The sequence below is a fragment of the Novosphingobium sp. Leaf2 genome, from assembly GCF_001421325.1.
In the GTDB taxonomy this organism is placed as follows: Bacteria; Pseudomonadota; Alphaproteobacteria; order Sphingomonadales; family Sphingomonadaceae; genus Novosphingobium.
Genome location: NZ_LMJY01000021.1, coordinates 122685 through 144478 on the forward strand (window position 1 = coordinate 122685; position 21794 = coordinate 144478).

17 protein-coding genes are annotated in these 21794 nt (G+C 64.1%); 5 read left to right on the plus strand and 12 right to left on the minus strand.

Annotated elements, in window-relative coordinates; genetic code table 11:
• Positions 1-141: 141 nt before the first annotated feature.
• From ASE49_RS16795 to ASE49_RS16820, 6 genes are all read right to left on the minus strand, one after another.
• On the minus strand, positions 142-1578 hold the full coding sequence (locus ASE49_RS16795) for a glycoside hydrolase family 43 protein (RefSeq protein WP_056775204.1): 1437 nt from the start codon (positions 1576-1578) through the stop codon (positions 142-144).
• 107 nt (positions 1579-1685) lie between these two features.
• Positions 1686-2678, minus strand: a complete 993-nt coding sequence (locus ASE49_RS16800) for an arabinan endo-1,5-alpha-L-arabinosidase (RefSeq protein ID WP_056775206.1) — start codon at positions 2676-2678, stop codon at positions 1686-1688.
• Positions 2675-4240 carry an alpha-N-arabinofuranosidase gene (locus ASE49_RS16805; protein ID WP_056775209.1) on the minus strand — a complete coding sequence of 522 codons (1566 nt, stop codon included), beginning with the start codon at positions 4238-4240 and terminating at the stop codon, positions 2675-2677. Before ASE49_RS16805 ends, ASE49_RS16800 begins: the two co-directional genes overlap by 4 nt.
• Before the next feature lie 23 nt (positions 4241-4263).
• Positions 4264-5190, minus strand: coding sequence for a Gfo/Idh/MocA family protein (locus tag ASE49_RS16810; RefSeq protein WP_056775212.1), 927 nt, complete (start codon positions 5188-5190; stop codon positions 4264-4266).
• Between the two features lie 2 nt (positions 5191-5192).
• Positions 5193-6197 carry an AraD1 family protein gene (gene araD1 / locus ASE49_RS16815; RefSeq protein ID WP_056775215.1) on the minus strand — a complete coding sequence of 335 codons (1005 nt, stop codon included), beginning with the start codon at positions 6195-6197 and terminating at the stop codon, positions 5193-5195.
• 58 nt (positions 6198-6255) lie between these two features.
• Entirely contained in the window at positions 6256-7782 is a 1527-nt protein-coding gene (locus ASE49_RS16820; RefSeq protein WP_056775217.1) for an aldehyde dehydrogenase (NADP(+)), read from the minus strand.
• 111 nt (positions 7783-7893) lie between these two features.
• Between ASE49_RS16820 and ASE49_RS16825 the strand changes: the two genes are divergently transcribed.
• The gene (locus tag ASE49_RS16825) at positions 7894-8649 is read left to right on the plus strand and encodes a FadR/GntR family transcriptional regulator (RefSeq protein WP_235523037.1); all 756 of its coding nucleotides are present in this window, start codon (positions 7894-7896) and stop codon (positions 8647-8649) included.
• 93 nt (positions 8650-8742) lie between these two features.
• Here the strand turns inward: ASE49_RS16825 and ASE49_RS16830 are convergent, their stop codons facing one another.
• Entirely contained in the window at positions 8743-10083 is a 1341-nt protein-coding gene (locus ASE49_RS16830; protein ID WP_056775220.1) for a sugar MFS transporter, read from the minus strand.
• A 157-nt stretch (positions 10084-10240) separates the two neighbouring features.
• Here ASE49_RS16830 and ASE49_RS16835 point away from each other — a divergent pair, with 157 nt between their 5' ends.
• The 3 genes from ASE49_RS16835 to ASE49_RS16845 all read left to right on the plus strand — a co-directional run bounded on the left by ASE49_RS16835 (position 10241) and on the right by ASE49_RS16845 (position 14205).
• Entirely contained in the window at positions 10241-11398 is a 1158-nt protein-coding gene (locus ASE49_RS16835) for an aldose epimerase family protein (protein WP_056775223.1), read from the plus strand.
• A 22-nt stretch (positions 11399-11420) separates the two neighbouring features.
• The gene (locus ASE49_RS16840) at positions 11421-13217 is read left to right on the plus strand and encodes an IlvD/Edd family dehydratase (protein WP_056775226.1); all 1797 of its coding nucleotides are present in this window, start codon (positions 11421-11423) and stop codon (positions 13215-13217) included.
• 133 nt (positions 13218-13350) lie between these two features.
• Positions 13351-14205: an SMP-30/gluconolactonase/LRE family protein gene (locus ASE49_RS16845; RefSeq protein WP_056775229.1), complete on the plus strand. Its 855-nt coding sequence runs from the start codon at positions 13351-13353 to the stop codon at positions 14203-14205.
• A gap of 101 nt (positions 14206-14306) precedes the next feature.
• Here ASE49_RS16845 and ASE49_RS16850 read toward each other — a convergent pair whose 3' ends face one another.
• The 5 genes from ASE49_RS16850 to ASE49_RS16870 form a co-directional block, all read right to left on the minus strand.
• Positions 14307-14930, minus strand: a complete 624-nt coding sequence (locus tag ASE49_RS16850) for a hypothetical protein (RefSeq protein ID WP_442946033.1) — start codon at positions 14928-14930, stop codon at positions 14307-14309.
• Positions 14931-15110: 180 nt separating this feature from the next.
• Positions 15111-16871 (minus strand): hybrid sensor histidine kinase/response regulator, encoded by a 1761-nt coding sequence (locus ASE49_RS16855; protein ID WP_056775232.1) that lies wholly within the window; start codon positions 16869-16871, stop codon positions 15111-15113.
• 180 nt (positions 16872-17051) lie between these two features.
• The gene (locus ASE49_RS16860) at positions 17052-18104 is read right to left on the minus strand and encodes an NAD(P)-dependent alcohol dehydrogenase (protein WP_056775235.1); all 1053 of its coding nucleotides are present in this window, start codon (positions 18102-18104) and stop codon (positions 17052-17054) included.
• 127 nt (positions 18105-18231) lie between these two features.
• Positions 18232-19200: a magnesium and cobalt transport protein CorA gene (locus ASE49_RS16865; protein WP_056775238.1), complete on the minus strand. Its 969-nt coding sequence runs from the start codon at positions 19198-19200 to the stop codon at positions 18232-18234.
• Between the two features lie 72 nt (positions 19201-19272).
• Positions 19273-19578: a hypothetical protein gene (locus ASE49_RS16870; protein ID WP_056775241.1), complete on the minus strand. Its 306-nt coding sequence runs from the start codon at positions 19576-19578 to the stop codon at positions 19273-19275.
• 206 nt (positions 19579-19784) lie between these two features.
• On the opposite strand from ASE49_RS16870, the gene ASE49_RS16875 reads away from it, so the two are divergent.
• Positions 19785-21701 (plus strand): potassium transporter Kup, encoded by a 1917-nt coding sequence (locus ASE49_RS16875; protein ID WP_056775243.1) that lies wholly within the window; start codon positions 19785-19787, stop codon positions 21699-21701.
• The last annotated feature ends 93 nt before the right edge of the window (positions 21702-21794 follow it).

Consider the following 21794-nt stretch of genomic DNA (forward strand, 5'->3'; position numbering starts at 1 on the left):
TCTGGCTAGTTATTAGTCGGACTAATGCGATGCAAGAGGAAAAACACAGGTGCTGTCACAAACCTTTCTCAGGTGTTGCAGATCCGCCGCAACATCGCCCGAAATTCTCCGGTTTCCGGCGATGTAACGGCATATTCCAGTTCAATCCGGAAACCATGCGCTGGCCGGATCGGCGGCGCCGGCGAGGCTAACGTTGTCGGAGAAATGCGCCAATGCCTTGCCCGCAAACGCCTGCGACACGAAGCGCACCGCACCGGCTTTCGTGGCCTCGCGGCGGAAGCGATCGGCCCCCGAAGCCGCGCCCGCGGCGGCGCGTGGCGCCAGAGCGACGGACCCGTCGGCAGCGGCGATCAGGCATTGGTCGGGCTCCATGATGGGCGAGAGCTGCACACTGCCGTCTTCCGCCGGCCAGGAGCGGAACTGGCTCTGCGCGATCGGGCCGGAACCGACCTTGAGGCGGGTGCCGTCAAGGACCAGGTTCTCACCCTGGCGAACGGCGGGGGCGAAACGCTCGGGCAGCGGACCATTGCCCACCGGCACGCCAAAGTCCGGGTTGCCGTCCACGCCAAAATACAGGCGTTGAACGCGGGTGTGTCGGTCGGGGTTGTAAAGCGGGTCGCCTTCGATCGCCTCGTAATCGCGGCCGTGGTATACGAGGATGTCGTTGCCCTGCTCGTCCACGGTGAAGCTGTTGTGCCCCGGCCCGTAGACCGAGGTTTCCCGGCAAGTGGCGAAGACCGGCTGCTGCCACTTGGTCCAGGCGCGCGGGTCCATGATGTTGGCGGTCTCGTCCACGCTCAGCAGGCCAAGGCAATAGCGCGCGTCGGTGGCGCTGGCCGAGTAGCTCATGAACAGGCGCCCGTTCTTGACGATGAATGCCGGCCCCTCGTTGACCTTGTAGCCGCGCACTTCCCAGGGGAGCGTCGGCACCGTCAGCCGCGCGGGCGCGCCGGCAAGAGTCAGCGCGTCCTTCATGGGAGCGATGTAGATGTTGGAATTGGTGTCGATCCCCGGCTCACGCTGGGCCCACGAGAAGTAGCGCACGCCGCGATGCGTAAAGATGGTAGAATCGAGATTGAAGCTGTCCCACGGCGTCTGGAACTGGCCGAGGACGGACCAGTTGCCGGTAATCGGGTCGGGCCCGTCGCACACGACGGCGAACGTGCGGATGCGGAACACGTCCTCGCCTCCGCCACTCGGCCCGGCCGCGAAGTAGACGATCCAGCGCCCGTCGACGAGGTGCAATTCCGGCGCCCACAGGAAGCCCGACATCGGCCCACTGGCCTGATGCCGCCAGAGCACGCGCTCCTGGGCGGTGGCGAGGCCGGCGATGGTCTTCGCCCGGCGCAGCGCCAGGCGGTCGTATTCGGGGACCGAGCCCATCATGTAGTAGAAGCCGTCGTCGTGGCGGAAGATCTGGGTGTCGGCGCGCTGGCGCACCAGGGGGTTGATCGGGTTTGCCGGGCGGGGGCCGCTCGGTGTCGGCGCGGTGCCGAGAGCGTTGACGGGGTTGGTGCAGGCGAGCGGCAGCAGCGAAGCCGTGGCGGCGAAAGTGCGGCGCGATAGAAGCATCGTCATGTCATCCTCTCCGGTGTTCATGTCGGTCCCGGTAGCGCTCGGGCGCCGGTTTGGTCTGCCTGAAAAAGAGCGCCCCGGCACAAAGCCGGGACGCTGTCAGGCGGGTTTCAGTATTGCGCCACGGGCCAGCCTTCGGCGTCCCAGCGGACTGGCGCGATCCGCAGCTTCGGTGCGCCGTTATCCTGCTTGTCGTAGGCGTGGTAAACGACGTAGGTCTGGCCATCCTTGTCTGTGAAGGCACCAGCGTGGCCAGGCCCGCGGAAGCGCTGCTGCTCCTGAAGGTCGGCGCGCAGGAAAATGCTGCCGCCCCCTTGCATCATGTCGGTGCCATCCCTGCCGAGGTAAGGGCCGGTAATCTTCTTCGCGCGGCCGACCACTGTGTAGTAGGTGCTGTTCACACCCTTGCAGCAGTAGTCGTAGGACGCCAGCAGGTAGTACCAGCCTGCGTGCGGGATGATGAACGGTGCCTCGATCGGCGCGGGTCCGCCGGCCGGAGCGAGGCGGCGGGCGATCGCGTAGGGCTCGGTTCCGGGCGCGGGCTTTCCGGTTTTCGGATCAAGCGGGAAAAGCTTGATACCGCTCCAGAAGCTGCCGAGCGCCAGCCACTGGCGGCCCTGCGCATCGACTACCAGGTTCGGGTCGATCGCGTTGAAATCGTCCTCTTTGGTGGACATGACGACGAGGCCATGGTCCTTCCACTTTGCCTTCGCGCCCAGTGTGGGGCTGGTCGCAAGGCCGATGGCGGACCGGTTCGAACCGAACGTCGAGACCGAATAATACAGCCGGTACTCGCCGTTCACATAGCTGATGTCCGGCGCCCAGATGCCCTCTGTCCCGGGAACGGCTTCCTTCGCCCACGCCGGTATTTGGGAAAACACCGCGCCCGCGTCGGTCCAGGTCTTCAGGTCACGGGAGGTCTTGATGCCAACGTATTTGCCTACAGTGCTGAACACGTAATAGGTGTCGCCCTCGCGGATGATCACCGGATCGTGGACCGTGAGGTCGCCGTTCAGCTGGGCGTTGAGCGGCGGCGACGCGTTCCGCGCGTTTGCTGCGCCGGAAAATCCGAGCGCAGCAAGGACTAGAAACCAGCCTTTCATGACAGTTCCAGCACGACGACGGACTTTGCCGGCAGCGTGACGACGAGTGTGCCGCCCTGCACGTTCGCACCGGTGAAGGCGACAGGCTTGACCACGTCGGGCGCGTCGAAGGTGTTGTGCGAATTGATCGCCGGCGCGGTGAGCACCCGGCCGGTAACGCCCGACGCAGAAACGCCATCGAGCGTGATGGTCACCGTATTGGGCTGGTTGGGATCAAGGTTCGACAGGCCGACATGGATCTTGCCGTCCTTGCCCTTCACCGCCGAGCCGCTAACCGCCGGCATCGTGAACGCGTCCTTGGCATACCAGGGGGACTTGATCTCGATGGGCAGCACGGTGGCATCCTGCCACGGCTTGTACATCTCGAAGACGTGGTAGGTGGGCGTGAGCACCATCCTGTTGCCGTCGGCCAGAATCATCGCCTGCAGCACATTGACCATCTGGGCGATGGCCGTCATCCGCACGCGGTCGGCATGCCTGGCGAAGATGTCCAGGTGGGTCGAGGCCACCAGCGCGTCTCGCAGGGTGTTCTGCTGGCGCAGGAAACCGGGGTGCGTGCCCGGATCCTGGGCGAACCAGGTGCCCCATTCGTCCACCGCCAGAAAGACCCGCTTTTCGGGGTCGTACTTGTCCATGATCGCGCTGTGCCTGGTGATCAGCTCATCCATGCGGCGGGCCTCGTAGAGCGTATCGGCCCAGCCATGCTCGTCGAAGTTCACCGGGTCCGCCTTGGGTGGCCAGCCACCTTCAGGCAGCGTGTAATAATGCAGCGAAACGCCGTCGAGTTGGGGAGCGGCGACGCGCATCATCGTCTCGGTCCAGTTGAAGTCGTCGACGTTGGCGCCGGCGGCGACCTTCAGGATCTTTGTGCCGGCAGGCGGCTTTATGAAGGTGGCGTAGCGGCGGGTTTCGTCGGCGGCGAACTCAGGGCGCATGTTGCCGCCGCAGCCCCACAGCTCGTTGCCGATGCCGAAGTACTGGATCGTCCAGGGCTCCTTGCGGCCGTTCCGGGCGCGCTCGTCGGCCAGCGAACCGGCGGGGGCGGTCATGTATTCGACCCATTCGGCCATTTCCCGCGGCGTGCCGTTGCCGACGTTGCCCGCGATGTAGGCTTGTGCGCCGATCTGGCGGATCAGCTCGAAGAACTCGTGCGTGCCGACGGTGTTGGGCTCGGTCACACCGCCCCAATGCGTGTTGATCTTGACCGGCCGCTTGTTCTGCGGGCCGATACCCTCACGCCAGTTGTACTCATCGGCGAAGCAGCCGCCGGGCCAGCGGACCACCGGCACCGAGAGATTGCGCAGGGCCTGCACGACGTCGTTGCGGAAGCCGTTGGTGTTCGCGATCTTGCTGTTCTTGCCGACCCATAGGCCGCCGTAAATCCCCGTACCGAGATGCTCGGCAAACTGGGTAAACACTTCCTTGTGGTAGACCGGGCCGGGTTTGTCGGCCTCGATCGTGGCGGTGGTGGGCTGACCGTTAGTGTCGGCCTGCGCCGTGCCGGTCAGCGCCGTCGCCGCCATCAGCATGGTCAGCGTGGTCCGACAAATTGCTTTGATCATGTCCTGTCCCCTCCCTGGGATCATCAGTCGTGGAATGCGTCGACCATCTGGCGATTGCCGCGCAGGAATGCGTCGGCGACGAGGCGAAGCGGCGCGATGTCGGCATCGCTGCGTCCGCCCCGGATGAGGTTCGCGAAGCGGGCGTAGAGGCCCGGATATTCGAGGTCCTCGTTGCGCTGGGTGCCGCTCGGCAGGGCCAGTACAGCGCCGCCTTGCGAGAGCTTCAGCGTGCCGGCGTCGGTCTCGACGATGATGTCCCATGACTGTGGGCCGGTCTGCCGCCAGTCGAGATCCATGTGGATCGGGGCACCGGCGGTGTCGCGAAACTGGATGTCGGCGGCGATCGGGGCGGCGCGGTTAGCGGGAATCTCCAGCGTTGCGGACTGGAGAAAGATCGGGCGCGGCAGGATGTGGGTCACGATCGAGAGCGCGTTGATGCCCGGATCGAATACGCCCAGCCCGCCCGGCTCCCAGATCCACGCCTGGCCCGGATGCCAGACGCGCACGTCCTCGCGCCAGACGATCGACGCGCTGCTGACGGTGCGTTCGGCGAGCCATGCACGGGCCGGGCTGACGCCGGCCGCAAAGCGCGAATGCCACGAAGCGAACAGGGTCACGCCCACCTTTTCGGCACGGCTTTCCAGCGCGGCGACTTCGGCCAGCGTCGCGCCTGGCGGCTTTTCCAGGAATACATGCATGCCCTTGGCGAGCGCCAGCGCGGCCAGGTCGTAGCGCACCTGCGGCGGCGTGCAGAGGGCCACGGCGTCGACCGCCGGGCCGTGTGCGATGAGGTCGTCGAGGGTATCGAAGTGGGGGATGCCCTCCGGGCCCTTGTTGTGCGGGCTGACGGTGGCGGCAAGGCTGAACGCCGCGTTGCCGTTGATCGCGGGGATGTGCTGGTCCCGCGCGATCTTGCCGATGCCAACGATGGCGATGCGGATCGGATCCATGTTCAGAGCGACTTCACGGTGGTCGTCGCTTCCGGCGAAGCGGCGGCGCGGGCCAGCGGGTTCGATACCGGCAGGGTGAAGGGCGCGGCGGCAATTTCGAACACGTCGCCCTCCTCGGCCGTCACGCCGTCACTGAACGACAGGGTCGCGGTGCCGAAGAAGTGAACGTGCACGTCGCCCGGACGACGGAACAGGTCATACTTGAAGTGGTGGTGCTCCAGGTTGGCGAACGTGTGCGACATGTTGTCCTCGCCAGAGAGGAAGGGCTTTTCCCAGATCGTCTCGCCGCCGCGAACCACCTTGCTGGTGCCCTCGATCTTCTGCGGCGGGGTACCCAGCAGCAATTCCGGGCCGAGCGCAGCCTGGCGCAGCTTCGAGTGGGCGAGCCACAGGTAATTGTGGCGCTCCGTCACATGGTCGGAAAACTCGTTGGCGAGCGCGAGGCCCAGGCGATAGGCGGTGCCATCCTCGCCGATCAGGTAGATGCCCGCCAGTTCGGGTTCCTCACCGCCGTCCTTGGCGAAAGCGGGCATGACCAGCGCTTCACCGGGGCCGACGAGCAGCTGGCCGTCGCCCTTGTAGAACCATTCAGGCTGCTGGCCTTCGGTGCCGGCGGCCGGCTTGCCGCCCTCCAGGCCTTCGAGGAACATGCGCATCGAGTCGGTCAGATTGCTGCCCGAGGACGCGGCCTGGTGCATCTTGTCGCGGCCCTCGGCCGAGCCGAGGTGGGTGAGGCCCGTGCCGGTCATCAGCAGGTGCGCCGAATCGTCGTGGTCGATCGGGGCGAGCAGGTTGCCGGCGGCGAACGCAGCGGCAATATCGATGGCGTCCCCCTGCCCGCAGGCCTTCGCGGCGTCGGCCAGCGTCACGCCCTCGGCGATGGCGCGAAGCGCGAGTTCGCGGGTCGAGGTGACTCCCGGAAGGATGTGAGCGGCATCGCCCTCGGCAAGGATGACAGAGCGTACGCCGTCGGCGCTGCGGTGCTGAAGCAAACGAAGGTAAGTCATGGATCTCTCCCTGCCGCAGCGCGCCTTCTGGGGACGCGCCGCGGGGATTGGCTGGGGATCAGTTGAGAGTAAGCGTGCCGTCGATCAGGCGCGGCACGCCGTCACCGAAAGCATCGTCGCGCAACTCGGGCGGAAGCACGCCCTGCGCCAGGTTCTGATAGCTGACCGGACGCAGGAAGCGGTCGATCGCCATGCTGCCGACCGAGGTGGTGCGGGGATCGGAGGTCGAGGGGAACGGGCCGCCGTGGACCATCGCGTGGCACACTTCGACGCCGGTCGGCCAACCGTTGGCGAGGATGCGGCCGACCTTGCGCTCCAGTACGGGCAGCAGTCGCGCTGCGGTGCCTTCGTCCGCATCGTCCATGTGCAGCGTCGCGGTGAGCTGGCCTTCGAGGCCTTCGAGCAGGGTCAGCAGTTCGGCTTCATCCTTGGCGCGCACCACGATCGATGCGGCGCCGAACACTTCGTTGCCGGCCTCCTTGTCGGCCAGGAACTGCGCCGCGGTTGTCTGGAACAGCACGGCGCCGCCGGTGGTGTGGCTGCCATCCTCGCCCTTCGCGATCGTCTCGACGCCGGGGAGGCCCGCGAGCGTTTCGACGCCCTTGGCATAGGCGGACGCAATGCCGGTGGTCAGCATCGTCTGCGGCTTGCCCTCCGCCACCGCGCCGGAGGCGGCGGCGATGAAGGCGTCCAGGCCGTCACCCTCTATGGCGAGGATCAGGCCGGGGTTGGTGCAGAACTGGCCAGCGCCCATGGTGAGCGAGCCGACGAACGCGGTGCCCAGCGCCGCACCGCGCGCTTTCAGAGCTTCGGGGAGCAGCAGGACCGGGTTGATGCTCGACATTTCGGCATAGACTGGGATCGGCACTTCGCGGGCCTGCGCCAGCTTGGCCAAAGCAAGGCCGCCCGCGCGCGAACCGGTGAAGCCCACCGCCATGATGCGCGGGTCCTGCACAAGCGCGGCGCCGAGTTCGTTCGAGGGGCCTGCGAGATGCTGGAACACGCCCTCCGGCAGGCCGGAGTCCTTCACCGCCTTGCTGATCGCCGCGGCGACGAGGCTGCCGGTTATCGGATGGGCCGGGTGGCCCTTGACCACGACCGGGCAACCGGCCGCGAGTGCCGAGGCCGTGTCCCCGCCGGCTGTGGAGAAGGCGAGCGGGAAGTTCGAAGCGCCGAACACGGCGACTGGGCCGACAGGGATCATGCGCAGGCGCAGGTCCGGGCGGGGGGGCGCGCGCTCGGGCAGGGCCGGGTCGATACGCAGCTGCTGCCACAGGCCTTTGCGGACGTAATCGGCGAACAGGCGAAGCTGGCCCATCGTGCGACCGCGCTCGCCTTCGCTGCGGCCACGCGGCAGGCCGCTTTCGGTGGTGTAGGCGTCAAGCAGCGAATCGCCGATGGCAAGGATCTCGTCGGCGATGCGTTCCAGGAACGCGGCGCGCTCTTCGCGATTGGTCGCGCGATATGTGTCGAAAGCTGCGGCGGCGGCGGCGCAGGCCGCGGCGACATCGGCGGCCGTGCTGACGGCAAGGGGCTCGCCATGCGGTTCGCCGGTGGACGCGACGATGGAGCGGAATTCGGTCATCTGGGTCTCCTGATTTACTCCGACATATTAGCGGTAAAGCGGAAAGGCAATGTTTGTCGTTCCTTCCCGCGCAAAGGACTGTTAGTTTCGCCTTCGGAGGATCGAAAACCCGTGCAAGAAGCCGATTACATCAATGGCGATGCGAGCGCCAAGCAAGACGACGAAGCCCGCGGGCCTGGGCGCAGGCTCCACGGCGCGATCGCCCATAAACTGGGCACTGCAATCTTGTCCGGCAAATATCTACCCGGAGACATCCTGTCGGGGGAAGTCGCCTTCGCCGAGGAACTGCAGGTCTCACGCAGCGCCTACCGCGAGGCGATCCAGGTGCTCACCGCCAAGGGCCTCGTCGCAAGCCGTCCCAAGGCCGGCACCCGTGTGCTGCCGCGCGACCGCTGGAACCTGCTCGACCCCGAAGTGCTGGGCTGGGCTTTCGCTGGCGAGCCGGACATCGAATTCGTGCGCAGCCTGTTCGAACTGCGCGCCATCGTCGAGCCTGCCGCCGCACGCCTCGCCGCCCAGCGCCGCGACAAGGCGGACCTCAAGGCGATGAAGGACGCCCTTACCGCGATGCGCCGCTATACCCTCACCACCGAGGCCGGGCGCGCCGCAGATCGGGACTTTCACAAGGCGATTCTCCATGCCACCCGCAACGATGCCCTGCTGGTGCTGAGCGCCTCCATCGGTGCAGCGGTGAACTGGACCACCCAGTTCAAGCAACGCGCGCGCGCCTTGCCGCGCAACCCGATCCCCGACCATGTACGGGTCTACGATGCGATCGCGAGCGGGGATGCGGCCGGCGCGGCCGAAGCGATGAACGTGCTGGTCGATCTGGCGCTTGAGGATACGCGCAGCTCGATGGAAGAATAGCGACGCCTGGCGTGTCGCCGGGTCTTGTGCCGTCAAATCAAAAAGCCCTGACGATCGCTCGTCAGGGCTTTTGTTTATTGCAAACGCGTGCGCTCAGTCCAAAAACGGTTTCGGATCCGGCGCAGGGTTGGTCACCTTGCTACCCCACAGCGCGTAGAACAGGATGTAGACCTCGCATGCCGCCGTCAGCAGGAACGAGGTCTGGAGGCCGTAGTTGTCGGCGATCCAGCCTTGCACAGCGACAAGAGCGCCGCCGGCGATGGCCATCACCAGCAGACCCGACCCTTCTTCAGTCAACGGGCCAAGGCCGCGGATGGCGAGGGTGAAGATCGTCGGGAACATGATCGAATGAAACAGGCCAACGAGGATGAGCGACCACATCGCCACTGGCCCGGTGGTGAAGATTGTCACACCCATCACCATGAAGGCGCCGATTGAGAACACCGCCAGTACCTTCGCGGCATCGACCTTCGCCATTACCGCCGAGCCGAAAAAGCGACCGACCATCATCCCGCCCCAAAGCAGCGTAAGATAGCGGCTGGCTCTTTCGGGGGTCATATTACCGATTTCAGGGCGGCTGACGAAATTGACGAACAGGTTGCCTACGCCGATCTCTGCGATAAGATAGATGAAAATAGCAACCACGCCCAGCGTCAAGTTGCGATGCGCCCACAGCGGATGGTTCCAGAAACGCGAAAAGAGTGAGCCGGTCCGGGGCGCATGGATTTTGACGCGTTGGGTAGCGGCGCCGATCGCGGGCAACGGAAAGCGGGCGATGACGATGGCAAGAACTACCAGCACTGCGGCGACCAGCAGGTAGGGGAGGATCACTGATTGCGCATCGGCCAAACGCTCGGCTTCTGTGAGCACCGTGCCAGCCTGCGCGGTTCCCCCCTTGCTGCGACCCAGAATCAGATAGCCTCCAAACAGCGGCGCGAGCCATGTACCTGCCGAGTTCATCGCCTGTACTAAGTTGAGGCGCGCCGAAGCGGTCTCAGGCTTGCCGATTACGGCCACGTAAGGGTTGGCTGCCACCTGCAAAAGGGTGATGCCGCTAGCGATTACGAATAGCATCACAAGTGTAACGCCGTAGGAAAAGATGGACGCTGCCAAAATCATGCCCAACGACCCGCCGGCCATGACTAGTAGGCCGGTGACCAGCGACTTCTTGTAGCCGATCCGCTCGATCAAAAGTGCAGACGGGATGGAAGCGAAGAAGTAGGCGATGAACCAGACGGATTCGATCAGCGCCGCCTGAAAATAGCTCAGTTCGAACACGCTGCGCAGATGCGGCAACAGCGTTCCGTTGATGACCGTTATGAACCCCCACATGAAGAACAGGCTGGCGAGCAGCGTGAGCGCGGGGCCGTAGCGCACGCCGTCCGTTTGCACATGAGCCACGGGGGCGTCTCGGGATGAGACCACTGGGGGCATGACATTCCTCTCATAAAGTCAAAGCCGTCGGCCTGTGGCAAACCGGCTTGCGCTCTTTCTATTTGTCGGACTATATGCCTGCCATGACATCGTCAATGGTTTGCGTCGGCGCGACGCGCACAGAAACGAACCCGGAAAAACAAGTGGGAGCCAGGGAATGAGGAACGTGGACAAAGGCTTTATGACGGCAGTGGCGATATCCGCCCTAGCCTGCGCGCTTTCAGCACATCCTGCGCTTGCCGCAGATGCCACGCAGGCTTCCGCCGGTACGCGCTCCGACGGCACCGAGGTGCAAGCGGTGACGCTGAAAGCCGCTAACGGCGTTTCTGCGACGATCCTTACGTACGGTGCAACGCTGTGGAAGCTGATGGCGCCGGACCGTAACGGCAAGGTCGCCGACGTTCTGGTTGCCTACGGCGATCTCGCCGCCTTCGAGAAGAAGCCGAACTTCTGGGGCGCGACCATCGGTCGCTACGGCAACCGCATTGCCGGCGGCAAGTTCACGCTTGACGGCAAGACCTACCAGTTGCCTCAGAACGACCATGGCCAGTCGCTTCACGGCGGCGGCAAGGGCTTTGACGTTCAGAACTGGAAGCTGGAATCGGTCAAGTCCGGCAAGGTCGCCAAGGCGGTGTTCTCGCTCGTCAGCCCTGACGGCGATTCGGGCTATCCCGGCACGGTCAAGGTGACGGCGACCTACTCGCTGGACGAAAGCGGCAACCTGCAGATCGTGTTCGACGCCACGACCGACAAGCCGACGGTACTCAACCTTACAAACCACGCCCTGTTCAACATGGCGGGCGAAGGGTCCGAGCGCGACGCGACGACGAACGTCCTGACCATTCCGGCCAGCCGCTACACCCCCGTGGACGACAAGCTGATCCCGACCGGGGAACTGCGCGCCGTCGCCGGTGGCCCGTTCGATTTCACCAAACCCAAGGCGGTGGCCGTGGGCCTGCGCAACGGGCGCGACCAGCAGATCGTCTACGGCCGCGGCTTCGATCACAACTTCGCGCTCGATAAGGGCCAGACCAGCACGCCCAGACTCTCCGCACGCCTGGAGGACCCCGTTTCGGGCCGCGTTCTGGAAGTGCTCAGCACCGAGCCCGGCGTGCAGTTCTACTCCGGCAATTTCCTCGATGGCACGCTTGTCGGCAAGCAGGGCCACCTCTACCGCATGGGTGACGGCATCGCGCTGGAACCGCAGAAGTTCCCCGATGGCCCGAACCACCCCGACTTCCCATCCACCCGCGTCGATCCCGGCAAGCCCTACCGGCATGTCATGATTTACCGCGTGACGACCTCGCCGCGCTGACCTGAACGAAACGAACCGCTCCATGACCGAAAATACTCCGTCCAAGCTGCGCTCGCGCGCCTGGTTCGACAATCCTGACAACATCGACATGACCTCGCTCTACCTTGAGCGATACCTGAATTTCGGCCTCAGCCTGGAAGAGCTGCGTTCGGGCAAGCCGATCATCGGCATCGCCCAGACCGGCAGCGACCTTTCGCCCTGCAACCGTCACCACCTCGTCCTGGCCGAGCGCATCCGCGAAGGCATCCGCGAACAGGGCGGCATCGCGCTGGAGTTCCCGGTCCACCCGATCCAGGAGACCGGCAAGCGCCCCACCGCCGGGCTCGACCGCAACCTCGCCTATCTGGCGCTGGTCGAGGCGATCTACGGCTACCCGCTTGACGGCGTCGTGCTGACCACCGGCTGCGACAAGACCACCCCGGCGTTGCTGATGGCGGCGGCGACGGTGAACATCCCTGCGATCGCATTGTCGGTCGGTCCGATGCTCAATGGCTGGCACAAGGGCGAGCGGACTGGGTCGGGCACGATCGTGTGGAAGGGTCGCCAGATGATGGCGGCGGGCGAACTCGACGCGGAAGGCTTCATCAAGCTCGTCGCCTCGTCGGCGCCGTCGACCGGCTATTGCAACACCATGGGCACTGCAACGACGATGAATTCACTCGCCGAGGCGCTGGGCATGATGCTGCCCGCGTCCGCTGCGATCCCTGCGCCGTATCGGGACCGCCAGGAATGTGCGTGGCGTACCGGCAAGCGCATCGTCGAGATGGTGCATGAGGATCTCAAGCCCTCGGATATCCTGACGCTGGATGCTTTCCACAATGCGATCGTCGTCAACTCCGCGATCGGCGGCTCGACCAATGCCCCGATCCACCTTGCCGCGATCGCCCGCCACATCGGCGTAGACCTGCCGCTCAAGGACTGGGAACGGCTCGGCCACAAGATCCCGCTGCTGGTGAACCTGCAGCCGGCCGGGGAATATCTTGGCGAGGACTACTACCGGGCGGGCGGCGTGCCCGCCGTGGTCGCGCAGCTGATCGGCCAGGGGCTGATCAAGGAAGGCGCGATGACGGTCAACGGCAAGACCATCGGCGACAACTGCCGCGATGCCACGATCGAGGACGACAAGGTCATCAAGACCTTCGATCAGCCTCTCGTCGAGGATGCCGGGTTCCTGGTGCTGTCGGGCAATCTGTTCGACGCGGCGATCATGAAGACCAGCGTGATCTCCCCCGAGTTCCGCGAACGCTACCTCTCCAACCCTGACGATCCCGACGCCTTCGAAGGCCCGGCCGTGGTGTTTGACGGCCCCGAGGACTACCACCACCGCATCGATGACCCCACTGTCGGCATCACGCCGCAGACCATGCTGTTCATGCGCGGCGCCGGTCCGATCGGCTACCCGGGCGCCGCGGAAGTGGTGAACATGCGTCCGCCTTCGTACCTTATCACCGAGGGCATCCACGCCCTGCCCTGCATCGGGGACGGGCGCCAGTCAGGCACATCGGGCAGCCCTTCGATCCTCAATGCTTCGCCCGAGGCGGCGGCGATGGGCGGGCTGGCGCTGCTCCAGACAGGCGACCGGGTGCGCATGGACCTCAAGAAGGGCACCGTCGACGTGCTGGTCTCCGACGCGGAAATCGCCCGGCGCCGCGCCGCCCTGGAAGCCAAGGGCGGCTATCCTTACCCTGCCTCGCAAACGCCGTGGCAGGAAATCCAGCGCGCGCTCGTGGGCCAGATGGACACTGGCGCGATCCTGGAAGGCGCCGAGAAATATCAGCGCATCGCCCAGACGATGGGCCTGCCGCGCGACAATCACTAGAAGTACACCGGCACCACGATATCCGGGCCGGCGTCCTGAACCACGCCGGCCCGTTCCCCACCCGGTCTTTCGCGCTCCTGTCCGACCGGGGGGCCGGGTGGGGGCTCCAACCCAAACCTAGGGAGAGACACCGATGCCGCTCTGGCGCAAGATCGAGCGCAACGTGCGCGATACCCTGGGCGAAGGCGCGCTGTGGAGCGCCCGCGACGGGGCCTTTTACTGGGTCGATATTCTCGCCCCTGCCCTTAACCGCCTGAACCTGGCGGACAATGCGATCACCCGCTGGGACATGCCGGCACCGCTGGGGTGGGTTGCCGAGCGCGCTTCGGGCGGCCTCATCGGCGGCTTTCGCGACGGTGTGGCGGCCATCGCGCTGGACCCGCTGATGGTTGGCGATCGCGCCGATCCCGAGCCGCACCTGCCCGGCAACCGGATGAACGACGGCAAGGCCGACCGCCACGGCGCGATCTGGTGCGGCACCATGGACATGGCCGAGGAGGCCGTGACCGGCTCGCTCTATCGCCTCTCCCCTGGCGGCGAATGGCAGGTGATTGACAGCGATTACACCGTGCCCAACGGCCCCGCCTTCTCCCCCTGTCGCAACTGGCTGTACCATGCCGATACCGGTCGCCGGGTCATCTACCGCTTCGCGCTGACGGATGGCGGCGTGGGGGAGCGCGTGGAATTCGTCCGCTTCTCCGAGGCGGATGGTTATCCGGACGGGATGACCACCGACGCGGAAGGCTATCTGTGGTGCGCGCACTGGGACGGCGGGTGTATCTCCCGCTTCGCCCCCGACGGCACGCGAAACCGCATGATCACGCTTCCGGCCAAGCGTGTCACCAACATCGCATTTGGGGGTGCAGGCCTCGACAGGATGTTCGTGACATCGGCATCGACGGGCCTGCCGGCATCGGCATTCGACGGAGCGCTATACGAGGTCGATGCGGGCGTGACCGGCAACCCTGCTGGAATTTACCAAGGTTGAACACTGGCCGGCAAGGCCGGGTAAGGACGCGGTCTCTGTATGGAACGATCGCCGGGGCGCGGCCCCGTTACCGCACCCGATCAGCACCACCCGAACTGCAGTCAGCCAACTTGGCCGAGCACGCGGCGCACGGCTGGGGTGATGGTATAGACCGCCTCGCGTTGTGCCCCCCGGTTTTCGTGATCGACACGAAAACCCTGATAGTGGCGCCGCACCAGCCCGGCGCGCACCAGATCCGAAACCGCTCGACTTACGTTCGTGCGCCCTGAGTGAAGCAACCGCGTGCGCACCTTGTCATTGATCGCGCGCTCTGCCTGATCCGGATCCTGGGGCAGACAATGGTGGTGCTCCAGATCGGCGCGAACTTCGGCAACGACCGCACGACGTCGTGCATCCCGCTGTGCCATCGGCATCAGTGCTGCGGTGAGCCAGTCGCGCACAGGGATAAGCGCGCCGGCTTCACGAACATACGGACCGGCGCTGTCTGACTGGCCGGCTGCCCGGGCTATCAGCGTGAGAACCATGTAGGTGTACCGGGGCCGGGCCGACACGCCCGCCAGTCTTTCAAGGATCCCTGGCAGGTCCAGCTCCTCCCCCGCCAGCGGCGACGGCCCCGATGCTACCGGCAGAGCGGCTTTGGCATGCCGCTTAACCTGATTGATCCGACGGGAAATCGCGCCTTCGCCGGCAGGCTTTTCATGGATGAAGAGATCGGGCTGAAACACGGAACATATTAAGCACATCGGATTCGCGATGTGAATCCTCCACAGGCTCCAAAATCCGATTAATCATGCGTGACACTTTACCAGCGCCAACCGGTAAAGTGTCACAGGTGATTGCGTGAAGAGGGATAGCCGTGCCGTTTTTCCTGCAACATCTTGCTGCGGCATCGCCAAAAATCCAGCTCAGGCGCAGCGGCGCATCAGGGTCAGGCCATCCCCGTCGTCCAGAAGGCACAATCCTGGCTGTCCTGCCAGGATATCGCGAAAGCTCGCGAACCGGGGCGGCTTGAGCAGATATCCGGCTGCGCCCAGTTCCGCCGAACGGCGCTGATCCGGTTCGTGATCCGAGCCGCTGCACATGATGACCGGCAGTTGCTCCAAAGCCTGATCATCCCGGATCTGGCTGAGCAGGCTGAACCCGTCGACATCAGGCATGTTGATGTCCAGAAGGATCAGATCGACATCGTGCCCGGGCTCAGACAAAAGCCGCTGCGCTTCGCGCCCGTCGCGCACGCTACGCAGGTTGCAGCGCAGGCCTGGTCGGCGAAAGAGCGCTATTTCCGTCAACTCCAGATCGGCCTCACGGTCATCGACGATGAGCACGGTAGCAACCTCGCGAGCGTTTTCGTTCTGCAAAATTCCGCCTTCGAGCCTGCCATCGCCGGAGCCTGGGAGCCCCTCTGCATCGGGCATAGAGAAAAAGAACGTCGCACCTGCGCCGGGTGCAGATTGGCATTCTATCCGGCCACCATACAGCGTCACAATGCGGCGGCATATCGCCAACCCCAGCCCGGAAGCATCGTTCCGGTGGACCAGCCGGCGAAAGGGCTGGAAAATATGCTCCCGCTGGTCTTCGGGAATGCCCACGCCGTCGTCGCTGACGCGAAACGTCCCGGACGCACCTTGCACACCGCCTGAAAAATCGATCGTAACCGTCAGCCCCGGCGCGTTGTGCAGGATGGCGTTGGCAATCAGGTTCTGAAACAGCTGACGTAGATGGACGGGATCGGCGACCAATTCAGGCAGTGCTCCATGCACGACCTTAGCCTTCCGCTCCGCAATGATCCTCGCCAGATTTTCGCGCACTTCGACGATCACGTCCGCCACCCTGCAAGGCATATGCGCGAACCGTTCGGGCGCATCGAGCCGGGTATACTGCGCCACAGAATCGATCAGCGCGCCCATCCGCTCGGCGGATTCGCCGATGTAGCGCAGGTAGGTGTCGCGACTTTGCTCCGATGCCGGTGCGGTCGCTGGCGCCGCTTCTTCTTCGTTGTCGGGGCGCAACAAGTCTGAAAACGCGATCAGCGTGCGCACCGGCTCGCGCAAGTCATGGGCGAGCGCGCGGGTGAACACGCCCAGGCTGGCATGTTGTTCGCTGATGCGGTGTTTTTGCGCCTGCAGCGTCTGCACAGCGCCACGCAGACGCATATACAATTCGGCATTTTCCAACGCGACCGAGGTCGTGTCGGCCAGCGCCTGCAGGATCGACAATTCCTGCGGCGAAGGAACATGGTGCTCCGACCAGTAATTGCCGATGGCCCCGATCGGCGCCGCGCGGCGGATCGGCATCATCGCCAGGCTTTTCACGAACGTGGGGCGGTAAGCTTCCACCGGCACGCGCGGATCGGCGTAGATGTCGGGTATCACCACGCTGCGCGCATTCAGCATCGCCCAGCCGCTGACGCATGCGTGCATCGGAAAGCGCCTGCCTTTCCACAACGGCTCGATCGCATCTTCCTCGACGTAATAGCACTCGTCACCGTCGCGCAGCACGAAGGTAGCTCCGTCTGCGCCGGTCAAGCTGCGCGCCGCATCGCGGATGACGGCGGCCACGCCGGCAAGATCACGCGCTGCCGACAAGTCTTGCACCGCGCCCACCAGTCTCTCCATCGCCGCTGCGTAGGAACCGGTGACACCAGCAGGGAACGGAACGACATCCATGGCATGCGCCCTTTCTCTTGATGGGATGGCTGCGGAGTTCATCCCTATGCAGGCAACCTTGCCGCCTGTTTAACTGGCGCTAGGCAAATTTGCGGATGTCGCGGCCGATCTGGGGCGTGCATGTACCGGTCGAGTGGTTGGCGCAGCACCGCCGGCGGTGAACCGGCGGTGCTGGCATGCTCAGGCGTCCAGCGTGGCGTTGTCGATCACGAAGCGATACTTGACATCACTGCGCTGCATCCGCTCGTACGCGGTCTCAATGTCCTGGATGCGGATCATTTCGATATCGGCGACCACACCCTTCTCGGCACAGAAATCGAGCATCTCCTGCGTCTCCGCGATGCCGCCGATCAGCGATCCGGCGATCGCGCGGCGCTTGAAGATCAGCGCCCCGATGTTGGGTGAGGGGTGGGGATGCTCGGGCACGCCCACCAGGGTCATCGTGCCATCACGCTTGAGCAGCATGGTGAACGCATCGAGATTGTGGCTTGCCGCCACGGTATTGAGAATGAAGTCGAAGCTGTTGGCATGGGCTGCCATCTCGTCCTCGTTGCGCGACACGATCACCTCGTCGGCACCAAGGGCCTTGGCGTCTTCGCGCTTGCTTTCCGATGTGGTGAACGCGACCACGTGAGCGCCCATGGCATGCGCAAGCTTGACGCCCATGTGGCCCAGCCCGCCGATGCCGACGATACCGACCTTCTTGCCCGGCCCCACGTTCCAGTGGCGCAGCGGCGAGTAGGTGGTGATGCCCGCGCACAGCAAAGGCGCCACCGCCGCGAGCTGATCCTGGGGATGCGTGACCTTCAAAACGAATTTGTCATTCACGACGATGGACTGCGAATAGCCGCCGAAGGTATGGCCCGGCGCATCGTCGGTCTTGCCATTGTAGGTGCCGACGAAGCCGTTTTCGCAATACTGCTCCAGCCCCTCGTCACACGAAGCGCAGTGCTGGCAGCTGTCGACCATGCAGCCAACGCCAACCACATCGCCCACCTTGAACTTGGTTACGTCACTGCCGACGCTTGTTACGTGGCCGACGATTTCGTGCCCGGGGACGCACGGATAAATCGTGCCGTCCCATTCCGAACGCACTTGATGCAAGTCCGAATGACACACACCGCAATAGGCGATGTCGATCGCAACATCGTGCGGACCGGCTTCGCGCCGCGGGATGTCCAAGGGCTCAAGCGGGCGGTCTGCGGCGGGCGCGCCGAAAGCTTTTACGGTCATGCAGGAAACTCCGGGTAACATTGAACGAAATGCATTCGCGGCGCCAGATAGGTATCCATCGGCAAGAAGGTCAGACTGCCGGGAAGTTGATGCTGCGATGAACCACGCTCAACCATGATCCAGACGATCACAGCCACCGCAGCTTTTTGAACCGGGCATAAAGCGCGGCACAGATCATCAGGATGACAGCCAGCACGACATAGTACCCGTACTTGGTCTTCAATTCGGGCATATGCTCGAAATTCATGCCGTAAATGCCGGCTACGGCGGTCGGCACGGCCAGGATGGCGGCCCAGGCCGCCAGCTGCCGGGTAATCACACCCGTCCGCTGCTGTTCGAGCAGATTGCTGAACTCGAACACGGAGTTGAGCACTTCGCGCAGGTCTTCGACCATCGTCTGCACCCGGCGCACGTGATCGCGCACGTCGCTGAAATAGGGCCGCGCGTCGGCATCTATGCACGGCATCTCGTTGCGGACGAACTTGTTCGCCACCTCATTCATCGGGATCAGCACGCGCTGGAAACGGATCAGTTGGCGACGCAGGTTGAAGATGCGGGTGATTTCATCACGGCCCAGAAAGTTGTCGACAGTGTGCTGTTCCATTTCCAGCACTTCCTCCTCGATCGCCTCGACGATGGGCAGATACCCATCGACGATGAAATCGAGAATAGCGTGGAGTACGTAGTCCACCCCGGCGCGCAACTGCGCAGGCACGGCTTCAAGGTCGTGGCGCAGCTTCTTGTGCGCCCGGCCCGACCCGTGCCGTACGCTGATGATATGGCTGTGGCCCACGAAGATCGCCGTCTCGCCGTATTCTATGGCGCCGTCGTGCAAGTGCGCCGTGCGGGCGACAACGAAGATCTGGTCGCCATAGATATCAACCTTGGGAAGCTGGTCGGCGTTGATCGCATCTTCCACCGCAAGCGGGTGCAGGTCCCACGTGCGCTGGAGAGTGGCCATTTCCTCGTCCGTAGGATTGGCCACGCCGATCCAGATGAACTCGGACTTGTCCTGCGCGCAATCGACCTTTTCGTCGATCGCGATTTCGCGCACGCGTGTTCCGTTGCGGTAGAGGTAGGCGGCGATCACTGTCATGAGCTGAGTCTATGGATCAGCAAACGCCGCGTTGCGAGGATTGATCCAGCACTTTCTTATGCCCTTTAGCCGCTACGCGTCTTTGCGGGAGAGCAATACCTCGAATTGCCGGGCCTCCACCTGCACCGCTGACCATCGCGAGGGAATCTCCACCTGCTTCCAAAGCCCCGCCCCCATCGTCAGCAAGGCGTTGCCAACGATCAGCAGGGCCACAACCGCTGCGCACAATGCGAGATCGCCAAGCCTTGCGGGGCCAGATGCGCGCGAATGGACTTGAACGTAGGCAGCCTTCCCGGTGAACCAGGCTGCGCCCAGGATCACAAGCCCTGTCAGGCGCAAGCCGATCCGGGCCCATAGCGTTTCATACCATTTGCGCATCGCCGAAAACTCCGCTTTCGGGCCGGGTAATTACGCATATGCGGATAGGAATTCGAGAGCGGTTCACGCCGCTCCACATTGAGATTGCGTAGGAAAATCCGGGCGCTGGCGCCCTGTCATTAACAATTCTATGCGATTCCTATGGAGAAAGCGGTTTCCTCGCATGGAGATCGAACGTGCGGGTGTGGCATGGGGCAACGAGGCGGATGACGGGACACGTTTTGACCACTGACGAATCGGGCGCAGACCCCCACAATCCGCACGCGCCTCACGGGCGATTGCCCACCCTTGCGCTAGGCGCGCTGGGTGTGGTGTTCGGCGATATCGGCACCTCGCCGCTTTATGCGCTGAAGGAAAGCTTCGTGGGCCATCACCCGCTGGCCGTGGACGGACCGCACATTTTCGGTGTCTTGTCGCTCATCTTCTGGACGATGATGCTCATCGTGACGCTGAAGTATGTGTTGATCGTCATGCGCGCGGACAACGATGGCGAAGGCGGCTCGATGGCACTGCTGGCCCTCATCGCCCGATCGCTGGGGGAAACCCGCTGGACGCCGTGGATCGCCATGCTTGGCGTGATCGCGACCGCGCTCTTCTATGGCGATGCGATCATCACGCCGGCAATCTCGGTGCTGTCCGCAGTGGAGGGGCTGACCGTGGTGGAAAGCTCGCTCGGCGAACTCGTCCTGCCGATCTCGATAGTCATTCTCGTCGCCCTGTTCGTCATCCAGAAGCAGGGCACGGAAAAGGTCGGCACGTTTTTCGGGCCGGTCATGGTGGTCTACTTTCTCGTGCTGGCGGTGCTGGGCGTTGCCAACATCCTGCATCACCCCGAGATCGTGGGGATCGTGAACCCGATGTGGGCGGTGCGCTTCTTCCTGATCGATCCCAAGCTGGCCTTCCTGGCGCTGGGGTCGGTGGTTCTCGCCGTCACCGGCGCCGAGGCGCTGTATGCGGACATGGGGCACTTCGGGCGCAAGGCGATCAGCATGGCTTGGCTCTACGCCGCCCTGCCCTGCCTGATGCTGAACTACATGGGCCAGGGCGCGCTGCTGATCGACAACCCGCAGGCAGCGCAGAATCCGTTCTTCCTGATGGCGCCGGGATGGGCGCGCCTGCCGCTGGTCATCCTGGCGACGATGGCCACCATCATTGCCAGCCAGGCGGTTATTTCGGGTGCATTCTCGGTTACCCGCCAGGCCGTTCAGCTTGGCTTCCTGCCGCGCCTCAGCATCCGCCATACCAGTGCCTCCACTGCGGGCCAGGTTTACGTGCCCGTGGTCAACTGGATGCTGCTGATCCTGGTAATCCTGCTGGTGATTTCGTTCCGCAGTTCCAGCAGCCTGGCCGCCGCCTATGGCATTGCGGTGACCGGCACGATGGTGATCACCGCGTGCATGATGGGCGTGCTCACGTTCAGCGTCTGGCGCTGGCCACCGTTGGTGGCAGGCGCGGTTACCGGCACGTTCCTGCTGATCGACGGGGCCTATTTCCTGTCCAACGCCACCAAGATCCCCGACGGAGGGTGGTTTCCGCTGCTGGTGGCGGCGGTGGTGTTCCTGCTGCTCACCACATGGTCGACCGGGCGCAAGATCATGCGGCGCTACCTTGCCGATGGGGCCATGGACTTCAACGTGTTCATCGCGTCAGCAGCCAATTCGGTGCGCCGGGTGAGCGGCACGGCGGTTTTCCTGTCCTCCTCGATCGACGGCGTGCCGCCCGCGCTGCTGCACAACGTGAAGCACAACAAGGTCCTGCACGAACGCGTCATCATCCTCACCGTGAAGGCAGAGGCCGTGCCGCATCTGCCGGACGAAGGGCGGATCGAGATTTTCGACCATGGCTCGGGCTTCTACCGCATCCGCCTGCGCCACGGTTTCATGGAGGACATGGACATTCCCGCGATGCTGCGCACCGTAACCCAGTGCGGCGCGCCGATCGGCAAGATGGACACCAGCTACTTCCTCAGCCGGCAGACCCTTATCGCGGCCGAACGCCCCGGCATGGCGATCTGGCGCGAAAAGCTGTTCGCGCTGATGATCCGCAATTCGGCAACCCCGATGGAATTCTTCAACCTGCCCACCAACCGCGTGGTCGAACTGGGCTCGCAGATCGAAATCTAGGGTCCGGACCCATAAACAGGATTCCCAGCAGCGCCGGGATATGATTCACCATCCTCCAGCAAGGAGGTATGGCGGATGGCGGATTTCTTCTGG

Coding starts and splice junctions, on each gene's coding strand:
- ASE49_RS16845 (WP_056775229.1), top strand. CDS start 13,351: ATGCCGCTCTGGCGCAAGATCGAGCGCAACGTGCGCGATACCCTGGGC.
- ASE49_RS16805 (WP_056775209.1), bottom strand. CDS start 4,240: ATGATCAAAGCAATTTGTCGGACCACGCTGACCATGCTGATGGCGGCG.
- ASE49_RS16830 (WP_056775220.1), bottom strand. CDS start 10,083: ATGCCCCCAGTGGTCTCATCCCGAGACGCCCCCGTGGCTCATGTGCAA.
- ASE49_RS16800 (WP_056775206.1), bottom strand. CDS start 2,678: ATGAAAGGCTGGTTTCTAGTCCTTGCTGCGCTCGGATTTTCCGGCGCA.
- ASE49_RS16865 (WP_056775238.1), bottom strand. CDS start 19,200: ATGACAGTGATCGCCGCCTACCTCTACCGCAACGGAACACGCGTGCGC.
- ASE49_RS16860 (WP_056775235.1), bottom strand. CDS start 18,104: ATGACCGTAAAAGCTTTCGGCGCGCCCGCCGCAGACCGCCCGCTTGAG.
- ASE49_RS16855 (WP_056775232.1), bottom strand. CDS start 16,871: ATGGATGTCGTTCCGTTCCCTGCTGGTGTCACCGGTTCCTACGCAGCG.
- ASE49_RS16810 (WP_056775212.1), bottom strand. CDS start 5,190: ATGGATCCGATCCGCATCGCCATCGTTGGCATCGGCAAGATCGCGCGG.
- ASE49_RS16820 (WP_056775217.1), bottom strand. CDS start 7,782: ATGACCGAATTCCGCTCCATCGTCGCGTCCACCGGCGAACCGCATGGC.
- ASE49_RS16835 (WP_056775223.1), top strand. CDS start 10,241: ATGAGGAACGTGGACAAAGGCTTTATGACGGCAGTGGCGATATCCGCC.
- araD1 (WP_056775215.1), bottom strand. CDS start 6,197: ATGACTTACCTTCGTTTGCTTCAGCACCGCAGCGCCGACGGCGTACGC.
- ASE49_RS16840 (WP_056775226.1), top strand. CDS start 11,421: ATGACCGAAAATACTCCGTCCAAGCTGCGCTCGCGCGCCTGGTTCGAC.
- ASE49_RS16870 (WP_056775241.1), bottom strand. CDS start 19,578: ATGCGCAAATGGTATGAAACGCTATGGGCCCGGATCGGCTTGCGCCTG.
- ASE49_RS16795 (WP_056775204.1), bottom strand. CDS start 1,578: ATGACGATGCTTCTATCGCGCCGCACTTTCGCCGCCACGGCTTCGCTG.
- ASE49_RS16875 (WP_056775243.1), top strand. CDS start 19,785: ATGACGGGACACGTTTTGACCACTGACGAATCGGGCGCAGACCCCCAC.